Below are 16,449 nucleotides of genomic sequence, written 5' to 3'. Positions count from 1 at the left end.
GGCGGCGTCTCGTTCATAATCCATACACATATCCCGGCAGCCAGAGCGCGATGGACGGGAAGGCCATCACCAGCGCCAGCGCCGCGATCATCACCAGCACGAAGGGCAGGATCGAGGCGTAGATGTCGCGCAGCCCGATCTCCGGCGGCGCCATCGCGCGCATGAGGAACAGGTTATAACCGAAGGGCGGCGTCATGTAGGCTATCTGCGTGGTGATCGTGTAGAGGACGCCATACCACACGAGATCGAAGCCGAGCGCCTTCACCAGCGGCACGTAGAGCGGCGCGACGATGACCAGCATCGCCGTGTCGTCAAGGAACGTCCCCATCAGCAGGAACGAAAGCTGCATCAGGATCAGGATGATCCATGGGTTAAGCCCTAGCCGCTCCGTGAAGAGATCGTCGATGGCGCGGACGGCGCCGAGCCCGTCGAAGACAGCGCCGAAGGCGAGCGCGGCGAGGATGATCCACATGAACATGCAGGAGATGGCCAGCGTCTGCCGCGTCGAGGTCTCGAACACGGCCCAGCTCATCCGCCCCTTCAGCACGGCCGCGAGGAAGGCGGCGATGGCGCCGATGGCGGAGCTTTCGACGAGCGAGGTCCAGCCGTTGACGAAGGGAACCATCATCGTCGCGAAGATGAACACGGGCAGGAGCCCGGCGCGCAGCAGCCGCAGCTTCTCCGCCCTCGGCACGGCGCCGGCGTCCGGCAGGGCGGGGCCGAGATGCGGCTGGATGCGGCAGCGGATCCAGATGTAGAGCACGAACATGCCCGCCATCATCAGGCCCGGCAGAACCCCGGCGAGCCAGAGCTGCCCCACCGGCTGCCGCGCGATCATCGCATAGAGGACGAGGACGACCGAAGGCGGCACGAGGATGCCGAGCGAGGAGCCGGCCTGGATCACCCCCGTCACCATCCGCTTGTCGTATCCGCGCTTCAGAAGTTCCGGGAGCGCGATGGTCGCGCCGATGGCCATGCCGGCGACCGAAAGCCCGTTCATGGCGGAGATCAGCACCATGAGGAAGATCGTGCCGATGGCGAGCCCGCCCCGCACAGGCCCGAACCAGACATGGAACATGCGATAGAGATCGTCCGCGATCCGGCTTTCGGAGAGGACATAGCCCATGAAGACGAACATCGGCAGCGTCAGCAGCGGATACCATTTCATCAGCTTCATCGCCGCGCCGAAGGGAATGTTCGTCGCCCCCGCCCCCCAGAGCGCGAGCGCGGCGACGGCGGCGACCGCCCCTATGGCGCCGAAGACGCGCTGGCCCGTCGCCAGCATCATCAGCATCGAGGCGAACATAAAGAGCGCGATGAGCTCGTAGGGCATCAGCGCGCCTTCTCGAAAGGCCGCGGCCCGAGATCGACCCCGCGGAGCCGCGCCGCGTCCCGCGCCAGCTCGGCCAGCGACTGGAGGATCATCAGCACGATCCCGAGGCAAATCGCGGCCTTTACCGGCCAGAGGAGCGGGCGCCAGGCGGTCGGGTTCCGCTCCCCGTAGGTCAGCGAATAGATCAGGCTGTCGACGCCGCCGCGGAGCAGCACGGCGAGGAAGAAGAGGAGGAAGAACACGGTGCAGACATCCACCGCCGCTTTCCGCCGCTCCGACCAGTCCGCGTAGAAGAGGTCCATCCGCACGTTGGACCCCATCTGGATCGCATAGGCCCCGCCGAGGAAGAAATAGGAGACCATCAGGAACTGCGCCGTCTCCAGCGTCCAGAGCGAGGGATTGAAGAACGTCTTGGAGATCGAGGACCAGAGGAGCACCGCCATCATGGCGAAGAAGCCCCACATGGCGATCCGACCGACGCGGTAGTTCACAGCCTCCACGATGCGCACGAAAAGGCCGAGCGCGCCCATCACGCCCGCCCCGCCCGGGCGGCGTCGCACGCCCGGCGATCCTTGCGATCTCCCCTCATGGCCCGAGACGATTTCAGAACGCGGCGGCCTGTCAACCTTTTCCCGCCTCGCCGGCCTCCGCCGCCTCGAACAAGGCGGCGAGGCGGGCCGCAACCGTCTCCGGATCGTCGACCGGGGAGAGGTGCCCCGCCCCCACGATCTCCTCCCGCCGCGCGGCGGGGAGGATCCCCTGAAGCTCGTCGAGGATCGCCTTGGCCGAGCCCTGCGTCCGCTCCCCCTGCATCAGCATCGCGGGCGCTGCGATGGCGGCCAGCGCCTCCCGCGTGATCTGCCCGTCCGGCCAGCCCGAGACCATCTCGAAATCCTTCGAGAGATGAGAGAGCGCGAAGGCCACCGCCTCCCGCGCCGGCTCCGGCATCCGGTCGAACTGGCCGGGCTGGCCCCAGGCCTCCATGAAGGCGCGCGCGCCGTCATGGTAGCGCCCCGCCGCGCAGGCCTTGTAGACAGGGGCCATGGCGCGGGCGTTCTCCTCGTCCTCGCCGCGCCCGACTTCGGTGAGGAGGTGGAAGTAGACGGGCTCGATCAGCGTCAGCGACCGCGCGAGATCGGGCCGCGCCGCCGCCACCCGCCCCATCACCGCACCGCCAAGCGAAAGGCCGACGAGATGCGCCGGGCCGCCCCCCGCCTCCTCGGCCGCCCCGATCACATAGCGCACGGCCTGAAGCTGGAGCGAGAGCGCCTCGTCGCCCCGCGCGGAGGCGCCGTGCGCCGGCATGTCAACCGAGATGCAGCGCCAGCGCCCGGCGAGCCGCTTCATCACGCCCTTCCAGAGCCCCGCGAAGGCGAGCGAGCAATGCGCGAAGAGCGCGCGCGGCGCGCCTTCCGGCCCCGCTTCGAGAAGGCCGACGGCGTGGCCGCCGACCTCGATCCGGCGCGATGCGAACTCCATCAGATCCTGCCCGCCAGATGATCGTCGAGAAAGTCGAGCCGGTCCTGCCCCCAGAATTTCTGCCCCGTCTCCTTCACGATGTAGAAGGGCGCGCCGAATACGCCGCGCTCGATGGCCTCGGCAGTGAGCGGCGCGACGCGGGCCGCCGCCGTTTCGAAATCGAGCATCGCCGGGTCGAAGCCCGCTTCGCGCAAGGCCGCGTCCACCACCGCCGGATCGCCGATATCCATCTCCTCCGCCCAGCAGGAGGCGAGGAGACGGCGGCAGAGGAGGCCGACATCGCCGCCGCCCGCTGCTTCAGCGGCGAGGATCGCGGCCATCGCGCGGCCCGCATCGGTCGGCCATTGCTTCGGATGGATCGTGATCGGCAGGCCCGCGCGCTTCGCGATGCGCGGCAACTCCTGCAGCCGGTATTCCTGGCGGGACCAGTGGCGCTTCGGCACCGGAAGCCCGCCCGCCGCCTCCATCGCCGCGAAGAAATTCACCGGCTTGTAGGCGACCGAGGCGCCGTGCCGGGCCGCGATCCGCTCCAGCCCGTCCCCGGCCAGATAGGCGAAGGGGGAGAGCGGCGTGAAGTAATAGTCGATATGGGGCATCGGGCCTTCCTCGTTGACGGCGCGGAGCCTCGCCGCGGCGCGCGGGCTTTGCAAGCCCCGCCCCGGCTGATAGAGGCGGCGCAACCGCAGCGCGGCAGAGGGGCCCGCCGATGAAACCCGACAGCGCCATCCGCATCATCTCCGGCAATTCCAACCGCCGCTTCGCCGAGGCGGTGGCGCGGCGCATCTCCGTCTACCGGGGGGAGGCGGTGCGCCTCGCCGACGCGCGGGTTGAACGGTTCAATGACGGGGAGATATTCGTCGAGATCTTCGACAACGTGCGGAACGAGGAAGTCTTCATCGTCCAGTCCACGTCGCGCCCGGCGAACGACAACCTGATGGAGCTTCTCATCATGACGGACGCGCTGCGCCGCGCCTCGGCCAAGCGCATCACCGCCGTCATGCCCTATTTCGGCTATGCAAGGCAGGATCGGAAAACCTCCGCCCGCACCCCGATCAGCGCGAAGCTGACCGCCAATCTCCTCACCGAGGCGGGGGTGGACCGGGTGCTGACGATGGATCTCCATGCCGGGCAGATCCAGGGCTTCTTCGACATCCCGGTGGACAATCTCTACGCCGCGCCCGTCTTCGCGCTCGACGTTAAGCATTCCTTCGGGGACCTGACGGACGTCGTCGTGGTCTCCCCCGATGTCGGCGGCGTGACCCGGGCGCGGGAGCTGGCCAAGCGCATCGGCGTCGGCCTCGCCATCGTGGACAAGCGCCGCGGCGCGCCGGGCGAGATCGAATCGATGACCGTGATCGGCGAGGTCGCGGCCAAGCGCTGCATCATCGTGGACGACATCTGCGACACGGCGGGGACGCTGGTGAAGGCCGCGCAGCTCCTGAAGGACGAAGGGGCGGAGGAAGTCCACGCCTACATCACGCACGGCGTGCTCTCCAATCCGGCGGTGGAGCGGATCGGCAACTCGGTCATGAAGTCGCTCGTCGTCACCGATTCCATCGAGGCGAGCCCCGAGGTCCGCGCCGCTTCGAACATCCGCATCGTCTCCGTCGCCCCGCTCTTCGCGCAGGCGATGCTGAACGTCGCGGCCGGCAATTCCGTCTCCTCGCTCTTCAACGAGGCGATGCTCGGCCCCATCTATGAAGCGTTCTATCGCTTCGACTGAGGGGGCGCGCATGGCCTGGGTCTGGCTCGGCCTCGCGGCCGTCTTCGAGGTGATCTTCGCCCTCGCCATGAAGGCTTCAAACGGGTTCACGAAACCTGTCCCCACGCTCGTCGTCGCCGTCGCGGCCGGGTTCGGGCTCTGGTTCCTCTCCATCGCGATGCGGACCCTGCCCGTAGGCGTCGCCTATCCGGTCTGGGTCGGGCTCGGCGCGGTCGGCGCGGTGGCGTTCGGCGCGATCCTCTTCGGGGAGCAGATCTCCCCGCTCAAGATCGCCAGCGTCGCGGCAATCGTCGCCGGGGTCGCGGGGCTCAAGATCGCCTCGGGCTCCTGAGCGCCGGGAAGGCGGCGAAGAGGAGCTGGCCGGCGAGGCCGAGCGCGCCCGCCGGCGTCGCCAGCCCGGCGAAGGGCGCCGCTCCGAGCGCCATTCCGAGACCGACCTCCGCGGCCATCAGCAGTGCGAAGGCGAAGGCGCCCATGGCTATCCGGGGCCGGAGCGCGCGGCCGAGCGGCCGCGCAAGCCGGCCCGCGGCGAACCAGGAGGCGGCGAGGATGACGGGCAGCTCCGCCAGCACAGCGCCCGTCTCGCCGATCCGGGGCGCGAGCGCGAGCGTCCGCACGACTCCGAGCAGAAATCCGAGCGCGAAGATCGCCGCGAAATAGAGCGCGCCGGCCCGGAGCGCCGCCGCCATCAGCCCGAAAGCGTCGCCGGGTCGAAATTCGCACCGCAGACGAGGACGCCGATATGGGCGCCGGGCTCCGGCGTCACCGCCCCGGAAAGGAGCGCGGCGAGCGCGGTCGCCCCGCCCGGCTCCGCCGCCACGCCGCAGACCCGCCAGAGCGCGGCCTGCGCCGCGCGGATCGCGTCGTCCTCCACCGTCACGAGGTCCTCCACATGCGCCTCTATCAACTCGAAGGTCAGCGGCCCGAGCGCCGGGGCGCCGAGGCTGTCCTTCGCATAGGAGGTCGGCGTCGCCTGCACCGGCTCGCCCGCCTTCCGCGCCTCAAAGGCGCATGCCGCGCCCTTCGGCTCTACGCCGATCACCGCCGGCCCGCCCTGCATCGCGACGCCGACGCCGGAGATGAGCCCGCCGCCGCCGATGGCGACGAGCACGGCGTCCATGTCCCCCCCCTGTTCCCTCACCTGCTCCCGCCATTCGAGCCCGACCGTGCCCTGCCCCGCAACCGTCCCCGGCGCGTCATAGGGATGGATGTCGAGCGCGCCCGTCTCCGCGAGATAGGCGCGATAGGCGGCCATCGTGTCCGCGATCTCCATGCCGGTGATCTGGAGGTCGAGCCCGTAGGAGCGGATCTTGTCCACCTTCCGCTTCGGCGCGAATTCGGGGACGAAAATCGTCGCCTCCCGCCCCAGCTTCGCCGCCGCGTAAGCGACCGCCGCGCCGTGGTTGCCGCCGGAGACTGCGACGGCGGGCCGGTTCGCGGGATCGGAGATCAGCGTGTTGAACGCCCCCCGCGGCTTGAAGCTGCCGGTATGCTGGAAGCACTCGAACTTGAGGCTGAGCCGCCCGCCGAAGGAGAGCCCGAAATCCGCCGGGTCCACGGCCATGACCGGCGTGCGCCGCACATGCGGGCGGATTCGCCCCTCGGCCTCCAGGATGTCGGCGATGGTGACGGTCATGGAGGCCCCCTTCTGCATGCGCGCCGGATCATGCCCGCCGCGGAGGAAAGCGCAAGCCGCCCTGTCAGACGAAGCCCGCGGCGAGGAACCCCGCGAGCAGGATCAACCCCGAATCGCGGTTGGCGCGGAAGAGCCGGAGGCAGTTATCCGGGTCGTCGATGTCGAGCCGCAGGAGTTGCCACGCCAGATGCGCGCCATAAGCCGCGACCCCGGCGAGCGCGACCGCGAGCGCCGGGCCCGAAAGCGCCAGCGCCGCCGCCCCGCCCGCCCCCGCGACGGCGAGCGCCGCGAACCAGACGAGCCATCGCCCCGTCGCCGCGCCGAAGAGCCGCGCGGTGGAGCGAACCCCGATCAGCGCGTCATCCTCCCGGTCCTGATGCGCATAGATCGTGTCGTAATGCAGCGTCCAGGCGATACCGGCGAGATAGAGCAGCACGGGCGCCGGCGCGAGCCCGTGGCTGTGTACGGCCCAGCCCATGAGCGCGCCCCAGTTGAACGCGATCCCGAGGAAGATCTGCGGCCACCACGTCACCCGCTTCATGAAGGGATAGATCGCCACGGGCAGCAGCGCGGCGACGCCGAGGGCGATGGCGAACGGGTTGAAGGTGATGAGGATGAGGAAGGCGAGCAGCGCCTGAACGACCATCCAGACGAGCGCGCCCCGCGCCGTGACCTGCCCCGAGGGGATGGGGCGGGAGCGCGTCCGCTCCACCTTGCCGTCGAAATTCCGGTCCGTCACGTCGTTCCAGGTGCAGCCCGCGCCGCGCATCAGGAAGGCGCCGATCGCCATGGAGAGGAAGAACCAGAGATCCTCGATCCGCCATCCCGTCGCGGCGATGGCGAGGGCGAGGGATTGCCAGCAAGGAATGAGCAGCAGCCACGTCCCCGCCGGCCTGTCGGCGCGGGATAGGCGGAGCCAGGGGCGCGCGGGGCGCGGCGCAAACCGGTCCACCCAGTTGCGCCGCGTCGCGTCGGCCACGCGGCCGTGATTGGAGTCGGGGCTGGCGCCGGTCGTGCGTTCGGTCATATTCGCCTTATGGCCCGTGACGAGACGAAAATCAGGCTCTTTGTGGAGGCGCCCCTCGCCCCCGGCGTATCTGTCGCGCTGGGGCGGGAGCAGGCGCACTACCTTCTCAACGTCATGCGCCTGCCCCCCGGCGCCGCGGTCCTGCTCTTCAACGGGAGGGACGGGGAATGGCGCGCCATCCTCGCCGAGGGGAGCCGGCGCGCCGCCATGCTGATCTGCGAGGAACTGACGCGGGAGCAATCGGAGCCGCCGGATCTCTGGCTCCTCTTCGCGCCGGTGAAGAAGGCGCGCACTGTCTTCATCGCGGAGAAGGCGGCGGAGATGGGCGCGCGCCGCCTCCTCCCCGTCATCACCCGGCATACAAATGCGGAGCGTGTGAACGCCGCGCGGCTCCGCGCCAACGCAGTGGAGGCGGCCGAGCAATGCGGGCTGCTCTCCGCGCCCGACGTCGCCGAGCCGCAGCGGCTGGAAGCCGCGCTCGCGGGTTGGGACGGGGCGCGGCGCCTGATCTTCTGCGACGAGACGATGGCCGGCGGCGGCGCCTTCTCCGGCGTCGGCCCCGGCCCCGCCGCGATCCTGACCGGTCCTGAGGGCGGATTCGCGCCGGAGGAGGCGGCGATGCTCCGCGCTCTCCCCTACGCGCATCCTGTCTCGCTCGGCCCGCGCATCCTGAGGGCGGAGACGGCGGCGGTCGCGGCGATGGCGCTCTGGCAGGCGGCGGCGGGGGACTGGCGATGAGCTTCCTCCGCCCTGAAGCGCAGCGCGCCCTGACCCGCTGGGGGGAGACGGCGATCTATGCGCTCGTCACCGCCGCCGCGCTCTGGTGGATTGTGGCGGACAGCGCGCTGGCGGGGCCGTGGCGCTGGGGCCTAGCCGGCTTGGTTCTCATCGCGGGCCTTCTCCTTTCCCGCTCCGCCGCGCTCTCCGCCCTCGGGCGGCGCGAGGCTTCGGCGCCAGGCGTGGTGAACGTGGACGAACGGCGCGTCGCCTATCTCGGCCCGTATCAGGGCGGGTTCGTCAGCCTCGACGAGCTTCAGGCGATCGAGATCTGGTCGGCGGATGACGCGCATTTCCGGCAAGAGGCGGAATGGGTGCTGCGCGGGCCGGCCGGCGAAGGCGCGCTGATCATCCCGGTCTCGGCGCTCGGGTCGGAACGGCTGATCGACGCCTTCGCCGCGCTCCCCGGCTTCTCCCCTGCCCGCGCCTTCGCTGCGCTCGCCGCGCCGCCGGGCGAGACGATCACGATCTGGCGCCGCAGCGCCGGCCCTGCGAGGCCGGCCCTTGCCGGCGGCGCGGCGGCGCATTAACCCAAGCGCGGGTCGGCGCGGATCGGCCGTCAGGAAGAGGGGCCAGCGCCATGTCCATCCCGCAGCAGGGCGGCGGCTTGATCGAAAGCCGCGACCAGCTCGCCGCCTATCTCGAATCGGGGTGCAAGCCGAAGGCTGACTGGCGGATCGGCACCGAGCACGAGAAGTTCGGCTTCCGCCTCGAAGACAGGAAGCCGCTGCCCTATGAGGGCGCCTGCTCGATCCGCGCGATGCTCGAAGGCCTGCGGGACGGGTTCGGCTGGGCAGAGCTGCGCGAGGGCGGGAATCTCATCGGCCTCGTCAAGGACGGCGCGAATGTCAGCCTCGAGCCGGGCGGGCAGCTCGAACTCTCCGGCGCGCCGCTGGAGACGATCCACCAGACCTGCGACGAGGTGAACGAGCATCTCCGCGAGGTAAAAACGGTGGCGGACCGGATCGGCGCCGGCTTCATCGGCCTCGGCGCCGCGCCGGACTGGGGCCCTGACGAGATGCCGATGATGCCGAAGGGCCGCTACCGGCTGATGACCGACTATATGGGCCGCGTCGGCACCCACGGCACGCAGATGATGTATCGCACCTGCACCGTGCAGGTGAATCTCGACTTCTCCTCCGAGCCCGACATGGTGAAGAAGCTGCGCGTCGCGCTGGCGCTCCAGCCGGTCGCCACCGCGCTCTTCGCCAATTCGCCCTACTTCGAGGGGAAGCGGAACGGCCATCTGAGCTGGCGGAGCCGCATCTGGCGCGATCTCGACGCGGCGCGCACCGGCACCCTGCCCTTCGTCTTCGAGGAGGGATTCGGGATCGAGCGCTGGGTGGACTACGCGCTCGACGTGCCGATGTACTTCGTCTACCGCGACGGCAAGTATATCGACGCGCTCGGCCAGTCCTTCCGCGACTTCCTTGATGGCCGGCTCCCCGCGCTCCCCGGCGAGGTCCCCACGCTCTCGGATTTCGCGGATCACCTGACCACGATCTTCCCCGAGGCGCGGCTGAAGAAGTTCATCGAGATGCGCGGGGCGGACGGGGGCCCCTGGCGGCGGATCTGCGCGCTCCCCGCGCTCTGGGTCGGCCTCATCTATGACGACGCCGCGCTCGACGCGGCCTGGGAGCTTTGCAAGAGCTGGGATGCCGAGGCGCGGGAGGCGTTCCGGGTGGACGCCTCCGTGCGCGGCCTGAAGGCCGAGGTCGCGGGCCGCCCCGCGCTGGAGATCGCGCGGGAGGCGCTGGCCATCGCAGAGGCCGGACTGAAGGCCCGCGCCCGGCCCGGCGCAGGCGGGATGCTGCCGGACGAGACGCATTTCCTAAACGCCCTGCATGAGATCGTGGAGACGGGGGAGACGCCGGCGGAGGAGCTGATCCGCCGCTTCGAAGGCGAATGGGCCGGCGACTTCGGGGCCATGTTCCGCGACTGCGCCTATTGAAAGCGGATGCGCGTACGCCGCCCCCTCCTTGCCCGAGGGGGCGGCGCGCGCACCACAAACCACACTCACTCATAACGCGGGAAACCTGCCCCACCCCGCTTCACCCCCAGACCACTTCCGTTCGGCGCCCTGCGGCCCGCCCCGTCGCCGCCGTCGCCCGATGACCCTTACCTGAAGGTCAACCAAGGCGGAAAGGCGGCGCGGATGCGCCGGGGCTGGGGCGGTTCATGGGTATCTTCGCGGCGCGCGTGCGAAAGCGCACGGCGGCGAGGCTTCAGTCCACGAAGGCGCGCTCGACGACGAATTCGGCAGGCCGGTTGTTCGCCCCCTCGGTGAGCCCCGCCTTCTCGCAAAGCGCCTTGCAGTCCCGCAGCATCTCCATCGAGCCGCAGATCATCACCCGGTCATGCGCCGGGTCGAAGGGCGGGACGCAGAGCGCGGCGAAGAGGGAACCGTCCTCGATCCGCGTCGTGATGCGGCCCATCGTCGGATAACCCTCCCGCGTCGTGGCCGGAACATGGATAAGCTGAGCCGTCGCCATCTCACCAAGAAGCTCGTTCGCCTTCGTCTCCGCCACGATCTCATGCCCGTAGGCAAGCTCGGCGACCTCCCGGCAGGAATGGGTGAGAATCACCTGATCGAACTTTTCATAGGTCTCCGGGTCGCGGATCAGCGAGGCGAAGGGGGCGATTCCCGTGCCGGTGGACAACATCCAGAGCCGCTTGCCGGGCAGGAGCGCGTCGTTCACCAGCGTTCCCGTCGCCTTCTTCCGCATCAGAACCCGGTCGCCCGGCTTCAGATGCTGGAGCACGGAGGTCAGCGGCCCGTCCTCCACCTTGATGGAGAAGAACTCGATCTCCTCGTCCCAGGAGGGCGAGGCGATGGAATAGGCGCGATAGAGTGGCTTCCCCTCGATCTCCAGCCCGATCATCACGAACTCGCCGGAGCGGAATCGGAACTCCGCCGGCCGCTCCGTCCGGAAGGCGAAGAGGCGGTCCGTGTAGTGCGTGACCCTGAGCACTTCGAGCGCGTAGACCCCGGTGGGAACGGGGTCCGGAATGCGGACTTGAGGGGCGGCGGCGATGCGGTCTTCGGGCATGGCGCGCCCCTTCTCCGGTCTCTCGATGGCCGCGAACCTAAGCGGCGCGGCGCGGAATGCAACGGCGGAACCTCTAATTCACGTCGAATAATTCTTTCCCGAAATATATCACACCGGTTGTTCGTTAATCTCTGATGCTACGCTCGAACACGCTACGCAGCCAGTCCGGGAACGGGCGAGAAAGCCGCGTCTCCGGGTCGAAATAGACATTCACACAGGTCGCCGTCGCATGGCAGACGCCGTTGAGGAAGCACCCGTACCCGGTCGTGATCGAGGAGCGGCCCACGCGCAGCATCCGCCCGCCGACCTCGACCACACCGGGGAAATGCATCTCCTTCCGGTAGTCGATGGCGACATGGGCGAGCACGAAGTTGAGGCTCTGGTCCTGCTCGTTCTTCAGGATTTCGGTGAAGAGCCCGATCCGCCCCGCCTCGATCAGCGCGGCATAGGCCACGTTGTTGACGTGGCCCATCGAATCCTGATCCGAATAGCGGAGCGAGACATGTTCGAAGAAGCGGAAGGCGGAACGGTCGGTCAGGTCGGGCGTCATGCGGCGGTCGGTCCTCTTGATGCGCAGGGATCATTCCGCCCAATGCGGGCTGGCGCAAGGGGCGGGGGAAGGCGATGAAGATCGGGCATCGGTTCTGGTTCCTCCGGCATGGCGAGACGACATGGAACGCCATCGGCAAGACGCAGGGGCAGCTGGATGCGCCGCTCTCCGATCTCGGCCGCGCGCAGGCCGCAGAGGCGGCGCGGCTGCTGGCCTCCGAGCCGATCTCCCGCATCGTCGCCTCCCCCCTCTCCCGCGCCCGCCATACGGCGGAGGCGGCGGCGGAGGCGACAGGCGCGGCGCTGGAATTCGACCCCGACCTGATGGAATGCCATCTCGGCGAGTTGCAGGGGCAGCCGCGCGGCGAGTTCGTGCGCGAATACTTCGAGGGAACATGGAATCCCCCGGGCGGCGAGCCCTACGCCGCCTTCGCCGCCCGCGTCCGCGCAGCCATGATGCGGGCGGTTACGGGGCCTGGCGTCCTGATCGTCGCGCATGGCGGGCTATGGCACGCCGCCTGCGGCGCGGCCTCCATCACTCCCCGGCTCTGGCCGATGCCGAACGCGCTCCCGATCCGGGTCACGCCCGGCCCGGCGGAATGGCGCGCGGAGCCCCTCGGTTAGCGCTTCAGGCCGCCGGCATCAGCTCCTCGACAAGCTTCGCCCAGTAGGAACAGCCGACCGGGATGATCTCGTCGTTGAAGTCGTATTCCGGATGGTGGACGGAGGCGGTGTCCCCATTGCCGATGAAGATGAAGGCGCCGGGCCTTGCGTTCAGCATGAAGGAGAAATCCTCCCCGCCCATCAGCGGCGGCGTGTTGCGGTTCACCTTGTCCTCGCCGACGATGCGCGCGGCGACATCCGCCGCCTTCACCGTCTCGTCGTCGGAATTCACCGTCGCGGGATAGTTCCGCATGAAATTGAGCTTCGCCGTCGCGCCGAAGGCTTTCGCGACATGCTCCGCGATCTCCCCCATCCGCCGCTCCGCCATGTCCTGCACCTCGGGCTTGTAGGTGCGGACGGTGCCCTTCAGCTTCACGCTGTCGGGGATCACGTTGTAGGCCGTCGTCTCCGTCTGGAAGGAGCAGACGGAGATGACGAGGCTTTCCACCGGGTCGAGATTGCGCGAGGCGATGGATTGCAACGCGACGACGATCTCCGCCGCCACCAGGGTCGTATCCACCGCCTTGTGCGGGATCGCGGCATGGCCGCCCTTCCCCACAACGTCGATCTCGAACAAGTCCGCCGCCGCCATCAGCGGGCCGGGGCGGATCGCGAAATGGCCCGCGGGCGTCCCCGGCATGTTGTGCATGCCGTAGACCTCCTCGATCCCGAACCGCTCCATCATCCCGTCGTTCACCATCTCGCGCCCGCCGCCGCCGCCTTCCTCCGCCGGCTGGAAGATGACGACCGCGGTCCCCGCGAAATTCCGCGTCTCGGCGAGGTACTTCGCCGCCCCGAGCAGCATCGCCGTATGCCCGTCATGGCCACAGGCGTGCATCTTGCCGGGAACCTTGGAGGCGTGCGCCGCCCCCGTCTGCTCCTCGATGGGAAGCGCGTCCATGTCCGCCCTGAGACCGATGACGCGCCCGCCCTCTCCCTTGCCGCGGATCACGCCGACGACGCCGGTCTTGCCGATCCCCTCCACGACCTCGTCGCAACCGAACTCCCTGAGCTTCGCGGCGACGAGCCCGGCCGTCCGATGCACGTCGAACTGAAGCTCCGGATTCTCGTGGATGTCCCGCCGCCAGGCGGTGATCTCTTCATGCAGGTCGGCGAAGCGGTTGATCGTGGGCATGGTCTTCCTTTCAGGTCAGCGGCAGGGCGCGCTCCGCGAGGCGCACCCAGAAGGAGGCGCCGGCGGGCATCGTCTCGTCCGCGAAGTCGAAGGCGGGGTGGTGGCATTCGGCGCTGTCGCCGTTGCCGACGCAAATCATCGCGCCCGGCCGCGCCTCCAGCATGTAGGAGAAATCTTCCGAGCCGAGCGAGGGCGGCAGGTCCCGCCGGCAGGCCCCGGCGACCTCCTCCGCCACATCCGCGGCGAAATCCGTGCAGCGCGGCTCGTTCACCGTGGCGGGATAGCCCGGAACCCAGTCCACCCGCGCCGATCCGCCGGCCGAGGCGGCGATGCCGGCGGCGAGCGCGTCGATCCGCTCCCGCGCCAGCGCCCGCGCCTCCTTCGTGTAGCAGCGCACCGTCCCGTTCATCCGGCAAAGCTGCGGGATGACGTTGTGCGCCGTCGTCCCCTCCGTCGTCAGCGAGCAGATCGTGACGACGATCATTTCAACCGGGTCCATGTTGCGGGAGACGACGCTCTGCGCCGCGCGCACGAAGCGGCAGGCGGCGACGAGCGGGTCGATGTTCATGTGCGGCTTCGCCGCGTGCCCGCCCTTCCCCTCGATCCAGACGGTGAACTCGTCGCAGGAGGCGAGCGCCGGGCCGGGCCGGATCGCGAAGGCGCCGACGGGGAGGGAGGGCATGTTGTGCATGCCGTAGACCTCCTCGATGGAGAAGCGCTCCATCATCCCGTCCTCGACCATCTTCTCCCCGCCGCCGCCATCCTCCTCCGCCGGCTGGAAGATCACCGCCACGGCGCCGGCGAAATTCCGCGTCTCCGCAAGGTGCTTCGCAGCGCCGAGCAGCATCGCCATGTGCCCGTCATGGCCGCAGGCGTGCATCCGCCCAGGAATGGAGGAGGCGTGCGCCGCGCCCGTCGCCTCGAGGATCGGCAGCGCGTCCATGTCCGACCGAAGGCCGATCGTCCGGCCCGGCGCCGTGCCGCGGATCACCCCCACGACGCCCGTGCGACCGATCCCCTCCACGACCTCGTCGCAGCCGAAGTCCCGCAGCTTCGCGGCGACGATGGCGGCGGTGCGGTGCACATCGAAGCCGAGTTCGGGATGGCGATGGAAGTCCCGCCGCCAGTCCGTCATCTCGGGCAGAAGCGCGGCGAGCGAATTCAGCACCGGCATCAGGAGGCCAGCCTGTCGATGAGCCGGCGCATGAAGGCCTCCCCGGCCTCGTATTCCTTCACGGTGATGTATTCGTCCGGCTGGTGCGCCTGCGCGATGGAGCCCGGCCCGCAGATGCAGGTCGAATAGCCGCCCTCCTGAAACTGCCCGGCCTCCGTGCCGTAGGAAACCACATTCTCCGAATTGTCCCCCGTAAGCGAGCGCGCGAGCGCCTCGGCGGCGCCGTTCGCCTCCCGCTGGCAGGCGGGATTCATCATGCGTTTGGTGACCTCGATCCGCGCCTCGGGCCGGATCGCCTTCATCTCAGCCTCCACCTCCGCGACGAAGGCGAGGTACGCGTCGAGCCAGCCTTGAGGCGTCTCGGGCGGGCAGACGCGGAATTCCGACATGACCTCGCAGTATTTCGCGGTGATGTTGCCTGCGGTGCCGCCCTTGATGATCCCGCTATGGAGCGTTGTGAAGGGCGGCTCGAAGGGGGAGGCCGGGTCCGCCTTCGTCTGGTTTTCCAGCGTCCGCTCCCGCATCCAGTTCACCAGCCGCGCGCCCTGCATCACGGCGGAGACGCCCGTGTGCATCAGGCTCGAATGAACCTCGAAGCCGTGCACCTTCGTGATGAGGCCGACCGAGCCCTTGTGCTGCGTCACCACCTTCATCAGCGAGGGCTCGCCGACGATGACCGCAGCCGCCTTCGGCAGCGTCTCCCGCATCTCCGCGATCATCCGCGGCGCGCCGAGGCAGCCGACCTCCTCGTCATAGGAAAGCGCGATCTGGATCGGCCTCTTCAGCCCCGCCTTCAGCATGTCGGGCACGAGCGCGAGGGCGAGCGCGTCGAAGCCCTTCATGTCGCAGGTGCCGCGGCCGAAAAGCTTCCCGTCCCGCTCCACCACCGTGAACGGATCCGACGTCCAGTCCTGCCCGTCCACCGGCACCACATCGGTATGGCCGGAGAGGACGACGCCGCCCTCCGTCTCCGGCCCGACCAGCGCGTAGAGATTGGCCTTCGTGCCCGTCTCGTCATAGACGCGGCGGGAGGAGACGCCGTGGCTGGCGAGGTATTCCTCCGCGAAGTCGATGAGTGGCAGGTTGGACTCCCGGCTCACTGTCGGAAAGGAGACCAGCTTCGCGAGCATCTCCCGCGGGCTCATGTTCATCGCCATTCAACGCTCCAGCACATTGCCGAGCGAGCCTGTGGCGGCGGCGCGGAAAGGTCAAGAAGCCTGCCCCGCCTTCGCCGGCCCGGCCTTCTCCGGTCTTGCCGCGGCGGCGCGGGGAGGCTACCTCCGGCGAAAGGCGGAACGGAGGCGCGCATGGACTCCCTGAAGGTGATATTGTTGATGATCCTCAACTTCGCCTGGTGGATCATCATCATTCAGGCGGTGATGAGCTGGCTCATCTCGTTCAACGTGCTCAACATCCGGCAGGCTTTCGTCTACCAGATCTGGTCCGGGCTCAACCGGGTGACGGAGCCGGTCTACCGCCCGATCCGGAATTTCCTTCCCTCGATGGGCGGACTGGACCTTACGCCGGTCGTCGTCCTCATCGCCATCGCCGCGCTCCAGGTCGTGATCGCCAACAACCTGTGAGCGGGGCGCGGCCCTGGCGCCCGGCGCCGGGCGGCCTTTCGCTCCGTGTGCGCGTCACGCCGCGAGGCGGCGCGGACCGGATCGAGGGTCTCGGCGCAGATGCCGCGGGCGCGCCCGTCCTCCTCGTCCGCGTCTCCGCCCCGCCGGCGGATGGGGCGGCGAACAAGGCGCTTGTCAGGCTCGTAGCGAAGGCGGCGGGCGTTCCGAAGGGCGCGGTGACGGTGGAGGCCGGCGCCGCGGCGCGCATAAAGCGTCTCCACATCGCCGGTGAGGCCGCGGCGCTCGAAGCCTCGTTCGTCGCAGCCTTCGGCTAAGGAGGG

At 69.1% G+C, this 16,449-nt stretch carries 20 protein-coding genes; 8 read left to right on the top strand and 12 right to left on the bottom strand.

Annotated elements, in window-relative coordinates:
• Positions 1-13: 13 nt before the first annotated feature.
• From ACE37J_RS18910 to ACE37J_RS18895, 4 genes are all read right to left on the bottom strand, one after another.
• A complete protein-coding gene (locus ACE37J_RS18910; protein ID WP_409714253.1) occupies positions 14-1,333 on the bottom strand; it encodes a TRAP transporter large permease subunit in 1,320 nt (439 codons plus the stop codon).
• Positions 1,333-1,863, bottom strand: a complete 531-nt coding sequence (locus tag ACE37J_RS18905; protein WP_409715475.1) for a TRAP transporter small permease subunit — start codon at positions 1,861-1,863, stop codon at positions 1,333-1,335. The genes ACE37J_RS18910 and ACE37J_RS18905 overlap by 1 nt, the downstream gene beginning before the upstream one ends.
• Before the next feature lie 91 nt (positions 1,864-1,954).
• A complete protein-coding gene (locus ACE37J_RS18900) occupies positions 1,955-2,812 on the bottom strand; it encodes an alpha/beta fold hydrolase (protein WP_409714250.1) in 858 nt (285 codons plus the stop codon).
• The gene (locus ACE37J_RS18895) at positions 2,812-3,408 is read right to left on the bottom strand and encodes a 2-hydroxychromene-2-carboxylate isomerase (protein ID WP_409714247.1); all 597 of its coding nucleotides are present in this window, start codon (positions 3,406-3,408) and stop codon (positions 2,812-2,814) included. The genes ACE37J_RS18900 and ACE37J_RS18895 overlap by 1 nt, the downstream gene beginning before the upstream one ends.
• A 110-nt stretch (positions 3,409-3,518) precedes the next feature.
• Here ACE37J_RS18895 and ACE37J_RS18890 point away from each other — a divergent pair, with 110 nt between their 5' ends.
• Entirely contained in the window at positions 3,519-4,535 is a 1,017-nt protein-coding gene (locus ACE37J_RS18890; RefSeq protein WP_409714244.1) for a ribose-phosphate pyrophosphokinase, read from the top strand.
• Positions 4,536-4,545: 10 nt separating this feature from the next.
• Positions 4,546-4,866 (top strand): DMT family transporter, encoded by a 321-nt coding sequence (locus ACE37J_RS18885; RefSeq protein ID WP_409714241.1) that lies wholly within the window; start codon positions 4,546-4,548, stop codon positions 4,864-4,866.
• On the opposite strand, the gene ACE37J_RS18880 is transcribed toward ACE37J_RS18885, so the two are convergent.
• From ACE37J_RS18880 to ubiA, 3 genes are read right to left on the bottom strand one after another with little or no spacing between them, the layout of a single operon-like run.
• Positions 4,844-5,224 carry a hypothetical protein gene (locus ACE37J_RS18880; RefSeq protein WP_409714238.1) on the bottom strand — a complete coding sequence of 127 codons (381 nt, stop codon included), beginning with the start codon at positions 5,222-5,224 and terminating at the stop codon, positions 4,844-4,846. The two genes, ACE37J_RS18885 and ACE37J_RS18880, sit on opposite strands and share 23 nt — an antisense overlap.
• On the bottom strand, positions 5,224-6,189 hold the full coding sequence (locus ACE37J_RS18875) for a serine/threonine dehydratase (protein WP_409714235.1): 966 nt from the start codon (positions 6,187-6,189) through the stop codon (positions 5,224-5,226). The genes ACE37J_RS18880 and ACE37J_RS18875 overlap by 1 nt, the downstream gene beginning before the upstream one ends.
• 46 nt (positions 6,190-6,235) lie before the next feature.
• Positions 6,236-7,198 carry a 4-hydroxybenzoate octaprenyltransferase gene (gene ubiA, locus ACE37J_RS18870; protein WP_409714232.1) on the bottom strand — a complete coding sequence of 321 codons (963 nt, stop codon included), beginning with the start codon at positions 7,196-7,198 and terminating at the stop codon, positions 6,236-6,238.
• Positions 7,199-7,207: 9 nt separating this feature from the next.
• On the opposite strand from ubiA, the gene ACE37J_RS18865 reads away from it, so the two are divergent.
• The 3 genes from ACE37J_RS18865 to ACE37J_RS18855 are packed head-to-tail and all read left to right on the top strand — an operon-like array spanning position 7,208 to position 9,926.
• Positions 7,208-7,936 (top strand): 16S rRNA (uracil(1498)-N(3))-methyltransferase, encoded by a 729-nt coding sequence (locus tag ACE37J_RS18865; RefSeq protein WP_409714229.1) that lies wholly within the window; start codon positions 7,208-7,210, stop codon positions 7,934-7,936.
• Positions 7,933-8,505, top strand: a complete 573-nt coding sequence (locus tag ACE37J_RS18860) for a hypothetical protein (RefSeq protein WP_409714226.1) — start codon at positions 7,933-7,935, stop codon at positions 8,503-8,505. Before ACE37J_RS18865 ends, ACE37J_RS18860 begins: the two co-directional genes overlap by 4 nt.
• 50 nt (positions 8,506-8,555) lie before the next feature.
• Entirely contained in the window at positions 8,556-9,926 is a 1,371-nt protein-coding gene (locus ACE37J_RS18855) for a glutamate--cysteine ligase (protein WP_409714223.1), read from the top strand.
• Between the two features lie 274 nt (positions 9,927-10,200).
• On the opposite strand, the gene ACE37J_RS18850 is transcribed toward ACE37J_RS18855, so the two are convergent.
• Together ACE37J_RS18850 and ACE37J_RS18845 are read right to left on the bottom strand one after the other, a co-directional pair.
• Complete coding sequence (locus tag ACE37J_RS18850; protein ID WP_409714220.1) at positions 10,201-11,025, bottom strand: ferredoxin--NADP reductase; 825 nt, start codon at positions 11,023-11,025, stop codon at positions 10,201-10,203.
• A 124-nt stretch (positions 11,026-11,149) separates the two neighbouring features.
• The gene (locus ACE37J_RS18845; protein WP_409714217.1) at positions 11,150-11,575 is read right to left on the bottom strand and encodes an acyl-CoA thioesterase; all 426 of its coding nucleotides are present in this window, start codon (positions 11,573-11,575) and stop codon (positions 11,150-11,152) included.
• Between the two features lie 74 nt (positions 11,576-11,649).
• On the opposite strand from ACE37J_RS18845, the gene ACE37J_RS18840 reads away from it, so the two are divergent.
• On the top strand, positions 11,650-12,198 hold the full coding sequence (locus ACE37J_RS18840; protein ID WP_409714214.1) for a histidine phosphatase family protein: 549 nt from the start codon (positions 11,650-11,652) through the stop codon (positions 12,196-12,198).
• A 4-nt stretch (positions 12,199-12,202) separates the two neighbouring features.
• Here ACE37J_RS18840 and ACE37J_RS18835 read toward each other — a convergent pair whose 3' ends face one another.
• The 3 genes from ACE37J_RS18835 to argE are packed head-to-tail and all read right to left on the bottom strand — an operon-like array spanning position 12,203 to position 15,703.
• Positions 12,203-13,372: a M20 aminoacylase family protein gene (locus tag ACE37J_RS18835; protein WP_409714211.1), complete on the bottom strand. Its 1,170-nt coding sequence runs from the start codon at positions 13,370-13,372 to the stop codon at positions 12,203-12,205.
• Between the two features lie 10 nt (positions 13,373-13,382).
• Positions 13,383-14,546 carry a M20 aminoacylase family protein gene (locus ACE37J_RS18830; RefSeq protein ID WP_409714208.1) on the bottom strand — a complete coding sequence of 388 codons (1,164 nt, stop codon included), beginning with the start codon at positions 14,544-14,546 and terminating at the stop codon, positions 13,383-13,385.
• A complete protein-coding gene (gene argE, locus ACE37J_RS18825; protein ID WP_409714205.1) occupies positions 14,546-15,703 on the bottom strand; it encodes an acetylornithine deacetylase in 1,158 nt (385 codons plus the stop codon). The genes ACE37J_RS18830 and argE overlap by 1 nt, the downstream gene beginning before the upstream one ends.
• Positions 15,704-15,853: 150 nt before the next feature.
• Here argE and ACE37J_RS18820 point away from each other — a divergent pair, with 150 nt between their 5' ends.
• Complete coding sequence (locus tag ACE37J_RS18820) at positions 15,854-16,129, top strand: YggT family protein (RefSeq protein WP_409714202.1); 276 nt, start codon at positions 15,854-15,856, stop codon at positions 16,127-16,129.
• Positions 16,126-16,443 carry a DUF167 family protein gene (locus tag ACE37J_RS18815; RefSeq protein ID WP_409714199.1) on the top strand — a complete coding sequence of 106 codons (318 nt, stop codon included), beginning with the start codon at positions 16,126-16,128 and terminating at the stop codon, positions 16,441-16,443. Before ACE37J_RS18820 ends, ACE37J_RS18815 begins: the two co-directional genes overlap by 4 nt.
• Positions 16,444-16,449 lie beyond the last annotated feature (6 nt).

Source organism: Pikeienuella sp. (genome assembly GCF_046290545.1).
Taxonomy (GTDB): Bacteria; Pseudomonadota; Alphaproteobacteria; order Rhodobacterales; family Rhodobacteraceae; genus Pikeienuella.
Note: the sequence above shows the minus strand (reverse complement) of the source record. Positions and strands in the feature narration are given on the sequence as shown.